Here is a 6,552-nt window from a genome sequence, read left to right on the forward strand (position 1 = left end):
AGATTAGCTCTACTCCCATGCTCAATATCTGGTTATACTAGATTGTTAATTTATTCAACCGTAATTACTCTTTATCGCCGTTGTTAGAGTTGAAAAACTCGGCATAGATGACGAATTAACGAGTAACAAGAGAATCGCGCGAACCTGACTTATGCAAAAATACGATATCAAAACCTTCCAGGGAATGATCCTCGCGCTGCAGGATTATTGGGCTCAAAATGGTTGTACCATTGTTCAACCGCTAGATATGGAAGTGGGTGCGGGTACCTCTCACCCAATGACCTGTCTACGAGCGCTTGGCCCAGAGCCAATGTCGACAGCTTACGTACAACCTTCACGTCGTCCTACTGATGGCCGTTACGGTGAAAACCCTAACCGTCTTCAGCACTACTACCAATTCCAAGTAGCGCTAAAACCATCGCCTGACAATATTCAAGAGTTGTACCTTGGCTCCCTTGAAGTTCTTGGTATTGACCCTCTTGTACACGACATCCGTTTCGTAGAAGACAACTGGGAAAACCCAACACTAGGCGCATGGGGTCTGGGCTGGGAAGTTTGGCTAAACGGCATGGAAGTGACCCAGTTTACTTACTTCCAGCAAGTTGGTGGTCTTGAGTGTAAACCAGTAACTGGTGAAATCACTTACGGTATCGAACGTCTAGCAATGTACATCCAAGAAGTAGACTCTGTTTACGACCTAGTTTGGAACATCGCACCAGACGGCAGCAAAGTGACTTACGGTGATATCTTCCACCAAAACGAAGTAGAGCAATCAACTTACAACTTCGAGCACGCAGACGTTGAATTCCTATTTGGTTTCTTCGAACAGTGTGAAAAAGAGTGTAAAGAACTACTTGAGCTTGAAAAGCCACTGCCACTGCCTGCTTACGAACGCATTCTAAAAGCTGGCCACGCATTCAACCTACTAGATGCGCGTAAAGCGATCTCAGTAACTGAACGCCAACGTTACATCCTACGCATCCGCAACCTGACGAAAGCAGTTGCAGAAGCATACTACGCATCGCGTGAAGCTCTTGGCTTCCCAATGTGTAAGAAAGAACAAGCGTAAGGGGTAGAGTAACATGGCAAAAGAATTTCTAATCGAGCTAGGTACAGAAGAGCTACCACCAACGCAACTTCGCACTCTAGCTGAAGCATTCGCAGCAAACTTCGAAGCAGAACTAAAAGGCGCTGAGCTTGCTCACGAAGGCGTGAAATGGTTCGCGGCACCTCGTCGTCTTGCACTTAAAGTAGCAGCACTAGCAGACAGCCAGTCTGACAAAGTTGTTGAAAAGCGTGGTCCTGCAGTTTCTGCAGCGTTTGACGCGGAAGGCAACCCAACAAAAGCAGCTCAAGGCTGGGCACGCGGTTGTGGCATCACGGTTGACCAAGCAGAACGCATGGTTACAGACAAAGGCGAATGGCTACTGTTCAAACAAGAAGTGAAAGGTCAGCCAACGTCTGAGATCGTCGTTGAACTTGCAGCGAAAGCACTAGCAAACCTACCTATCGCAAAACCAATGCGCTGGGGTAACAAAACAACTCAGTTCATCCGTCCAGTTAAGACGCTAACCATGCTAATGGGCAGCGACCTAATCGAAGGCGAGATCCTTGGTGTTGCTTCTGACCGCACTATCCGTGGTCACCGCTTCATGGGTGAGCAAGAGTTTACTATCGATTCTGCTGAGCAATACCCTGCGATCCTAGAAGAGCGCGGTAAAGTAATGGCAGATTACGAAGCGCGTAAAGCAATCATCCTAGCTGACGCACAAAAAGCGGCAGCAGCGGTTGGCGGTATCGCTGACCTAGAAGATGACTTAGTAGAAGAAGTAACGTCTCTGATTGAATGGCCAGTAGTACTAACAGCGAAGTTTGAAGAAGAGTTCCTAAAAGTGCCTTCTGAAGCGTTGGTTTACACCATGAAGGGTGACCAGAAGTACTTCCCTGTTTACGATGAAAACAAGAAGCTACTACCTAACTTCATCTTCGTATCGAACATCGAATCAAAAGAGCCTCGTTACGTAATCGAAGGTAACGAGAAAGTGGTTCGTCCTCGTCTTGCTGACGCAGAATTCTTCTTCAACACAGACCGTAAGCGTCCGCTTATCGACCGTCTGCCTGAACTAGAGCAAGCGATCTTCCAAAAGCAACTGGGTACGATCAAAGACAAAACAGACCGCATCACAGAGCTTGCTGGCTACATTGCTGAGCAAATCGGTGCTGACGTTGAGAAATCAAAGCGTGCTGGTCTACTAGCAAAATGTGACCTAATGACCTCAATGGTATTCGAATTCACGGATACTCAAGGTGTTATGGGTATGCACTATGCTCGCCACGACGGTGAAGCAGAAGAAGTTGCAGTCGCACTGAACGAGCAATACATGCCTCGTTTCGCAGGTGATGAACTGCCATCTAACGGTGTTTCAACTGCAGTTGCAATGGCAGACAAGCTAGACACTATCGTAGGTATCTTCGGTATTGGTCAAGCGCCTAAAGGCAGCGACCCATTCGCACTACGCCGCGCATCTCTAGGTGTACTACGTATCATCGTTGAATACGGCTACAACCTAGATCTTGTTGACCTAGTAGCGAAAGCGAAGTCACTGTTTGGCGATCGCCTAACCAACGACAACGTTGAGCAAGACGTTATCGAGTTCATGCTTGGTCGTTTCCGTGCTTGGTACCAAGACGAAGGCTTCAGCGTAGACATCATTCAAGCAGTTCTAGCGCGTCGCCCGACGAAACCAGCAGACTTCGACCAACGAGTTAAAGCGGTTTCTCACTTCCGTGAACTAGAAGCAGCAGAGTCTCTAGCAGCAGCGAACAAACGTGTAGGTAATATCCTAGCGAAATTCGACGGCGAACTAGCAGCAGACATCGACCTAGCACTTCTACAAGAAGACGCAGAGAAAGCACTAGCAGAAAGCGTTGAAGTAATGACGGAAGCGCTAGAGCCAGCATTTGCTACAGGTAACTACCAAGAAGCCCTAAGCAAGCTAGCTGACCTACGTGAACCAGTTGATGCATTCTTTGATAACGTAATGGTAATGGCAGACGACGAAGCACTTAAGAAGAACCGTCTGACACTACTGAACAACCTGCGTAACCTGTTCCTACAAATCGCAGACATTTCTTTGCTTCAAAAGTAATTCATTACTCTTCGAAGTGATTAAGAAATAAGTAAAAGGGAAGCAGATGCTTCCCTTTTTTGTTGCCTTCAAACCGATGAAGGTGACGCTTATTATTCATTTTGTGAACAAGACTAAAATTTGTAGGGTGAGACGCGTTTAACTTGTTGGTGTAGAGCTCGGATTGTAGAGGCACAGTTTTGCTATAACTGGACTGTTTATTCGGGGGAAGGACACAATGAAAAAAACAATTCTCGCACTCTCTATCGGTCTACTGAGCGCCTGCAGCCAGATACCAGAAAATGCCATCGTATTAAACGTTGGTGATGACACCGCTGTTTTTGAGGAAAACTCACAAGGCTTACTTGTCGCTGAGCAAAAACTCGAAAAAGGCAGTTATACCTTTACCATTGCTGACAGCAAGCAAAGCTGTGGCAGTAGCTTTGCCCTAGCAGAAGAAGATCGCATCAAATTCAATCGTCCATTAAAAATGGATAATTGCGCCACTGATGCACAAATGCCGATGCGCATCTTCAAAGCCAATACCTATCAATTTACGCTCAATCCAACCACCAACGAACTGACGGTAAAAATTAAACCAAAACAAAGTCAGGACATCACCTACTCTTGCCCTGTCGCAACTGACACGCCAAAAACCATCAACGTTGCTCAAACTTTTAATGATGGCACTGTCGTTCGTGATGCCTTAACCGAACAAGAAACCACTGTCGCCAATGGCAGCGTCACCATGCAACCGGGTCCTATGAGCCAAGGTCTATTGCTGCTAGAAGAAGTTGAACAGCAAGCCGACAAACCGTTCAGTTGGGACAATGCGACGGTGTACTTCGTCATGACCGACCGCTTCTACAATGGCAACCCAGACAACGACAACAGCTACGGTCGCAGCAAAGACGGAAAATATGAGATTGGTACCTTCCACGGTGGTGACTTAGCGGGTCTGACGAAAAAACTCGATTACATCGAATCACTTGGTGTCAATGCTATCTGGATAACCTCACCACTGGAACAAATCCACGGCTGGGTTGGCGGCGGCGATAAAGGCGACTTTAAGCACTACGGCTACCACGGCTACTACCACCAAGATTGGACCAAGCTTGATGCCAACATGGGTACCGAAGATGAGCTGAGAGCCTTCATCGATACCGCCCACAAGAAAGGCATCCGTGTAGTCTGGGATGTGGTCATGAACCATACTGGCTACGCCACATTAGCAGACATGCAGGAATTCGGCTTTGGTCAGCTTTACCTTGATGACCAAGAAGCTAAAGAAGTCCTCGGTGAAAAATGGACCGACTGGCAGCCAAAATCAGGACAAAGCTGGCATAGCTTCAACGACTATATCAAATACGGTGATAGCGAAGCGTGGGATAAATGGTGGGGCAAAGACTGGATTCGCACCGACATTGGCGACTACGATGCTCCGGGCTACAACGACATCACCATGTCTTTGAACTACCTACCGGATCTAAAAACCGAATCAACTCAAAAAACCGGATTACCAAACTTCTTCCACAATAAAGACACCAATGCGCAAAATGAGCTGCAAACCCCGCGTGAACACCTGATTACCTGGTTATCCGAGTGGGTGCGCGACTACGGCATTGATGGCTTCCGTGTCGACACTGCCAAACACGTTGAAATGGAAGCGTGGGCAGAGCTGAAAGCCAGCACCACCCAAGCGCTTGCTCAATGGAAGCAAAACAACCCGAACAAAGCCTTGGATGACCTACCTTTCTGGATGACAGGTGAAGTGTGGGCACACAGCGTGGTGAAGAGTCCGTATTTCGATAACGGCTTCGATTCCATCATCAACTTTGAGTTCCAATCTGATGTAGCACCAAAAGCGCTGAAGTGTTTCGCTCAACTTGATAATGATTACCGCCGTTATGCAGAACGCATCAATACCGATCCTGAGTTCAACGTGTTGAGCTACCTGTCTTCACACGATACACAGCTGTTTTGGTCAGCGCGCAGCCGCAGCTTTGATGACCAAGCACGTGCAGCGAATGCACTGATGCTGGCTCCCGGTGCAGTACAGATCTATTACGGTGATGAGATAGCTCGTGATTTTGGCATTACTGGTTCAGACGCCCACCAAGGCACACGCTCAGATATGCCATGGGATAAGATTCATGGCGAGCGTGAAGATCTGCTGCAACATTGGCAAAAGTTGGGTGAATTCCGTAAACGCCACCCAGCGGTTGCTCAAGGTAAGCACATCACTCGCAATCAAGAAGGTTACTACGCGTTCGAACGCCAATACCAAGACGACAAGGTGCTGATTGTTTACACCGGTGAGTAAATCACACTCTTTCCACCAGCAAGGGAAGCATAAGCTTCCCTTTTTTATTGTTCTTTTTGCCCTTTTGTCTCGTTCCTCTGGTCTGATGACGCACTTTTTTCTTTTTCGGCTTAATTCACACTTTGCGTTAATTACACATTGAGGTAAGGTCAAGGATTACTCGATAAGCCGATAAAACATCGGCATAAACATACACAAAGCAATCACAATGAATTAGGTATAAGTCAGCATGCAGTTCTCAAAGTTTGGTGAAAAATTTAATCAGTATTCAGGTATTACGCAGTTAATGGACGATTTGAATGATGGCCTGCGCACACCAGGTGCCATCATGCTCGGTGGAGGTAATCCTGCCGCCATTCCTGCCATGCTCGATTACTTTCACCAAGCCAGTGAGGAAATGCTCGCCAGTGGGGAGCTCGTCGCCGCCCTCGCCAACTACGATGGCCCGCAGGGTAAAGACGCGTTCGTCAAAGCGCTAGCTCAGTTATTCCGTGAAACTTACGGCTGGGATATTTCCGAAAAAAACATCAGCCTAACTAACGGTAGCCAAAGTGGCTTTTTCTACTTGTTCAACTTGTTGGCAGGTAAACAGCCAGACGGTTCGCACAAGAAAGTGCTACTGCCTATCGCGCCTGAATACATCGGTTATGGTGATGCTGGCATTGATGAAGATATCTTTATCTCTTACCACCCAGAAATCGAGCTGTTAGATAACGGCCTGTTTAAATACCACGTCGATTTTGAGCAACTCGCCGTCGACGACTCTGTTGCGGCAATCTGCGCGTCTCGCCCAACTAACCCAACGGGTAATGTACTGACAGATGAAGAAGTACGTAAGCTGGACAAGCTAGCACGTGAGAACAACATCCCGCTGATCATCGATAACGCCTACGGTCTACCTTTCCCGAACATCATCTTTGAAGATGTCGAACCGTTCTGGAATGAAAACACCATCCTATGCATGAGCCTATCTAAACTTGGCTTGCCAGGTGTGCGTTGTGGCATTGTGATTGCGAGTGAAGAAATCACTCAAGCGTTAACCAATATGAACGGCATCATCAGCCTAGCGCCGGGCAGTGTTGGTCCAGCGCTGGCAAACCA

General features: G+C 47.5%; 4 protein-coding genes. All 4 read left to right on the forward strand.

Going from position 1 to position 6,552, the window contains the following annotated elements; genetic code table 11:
- The first annotated feature begins 151 nt into the window (after positions 1-151).
- Positions 152-1,069, forward strand: coding sequence for a glycine--tRNA ligase subunit alpha (gene glyQ / locus CAG68_RS14655; RefSeq protein ID WP_005383818.1), 918 nt, complete (start codon positions 152-154; stop codon positions 1,067-1,069).
- Between the two features lie 13 nt (positions 1,070-1,082).
- A complete protein-coding gene (gene glyS, locus CAG68_RS14660) occupies positions 1,083-3,149 on the forward strand; it encodes a glycine--tRNA ligase subunit beta (RefSeq protein WP_161441312.1) in 2,067 nt (688 codons plus the stop codon).
- Between the two features lie 217 nt (positions 3,150-3,366).
- Positions 3,367-5,451 carry an alpha-amylase gene (locus tag CAG68_RS14665; protein ID WP_161441313.1) on the forward strand — a complete coding sequence of 695 codons (2,085 nt, stop codon included), beginning with the start codon at positions 3,367-3,369 and terminating at the stop codon, positions 5,449-5,451.
- 229 nt (positions 5,452-5,680) lie between these two features.
- The coding region (locus tag CAG68_RS14670) for a valine--pyruvate transaminase (RefSeq protein WP_161441314.1) at positions 5,681-6,552 on the forward strand (872 nt) is incomplete at its 3' end.

This window comes from Vibrio sp. V42_P2S4T144 (assembly GCF_009904715.1).
Taxonomy (GTDB): domain Bacteria; phylum Pseudomonadota; class Gammaproteobacteria; order Enterobacterales; family Vibrionaceae; genus Vibrio; species Vibrio alginolyticus.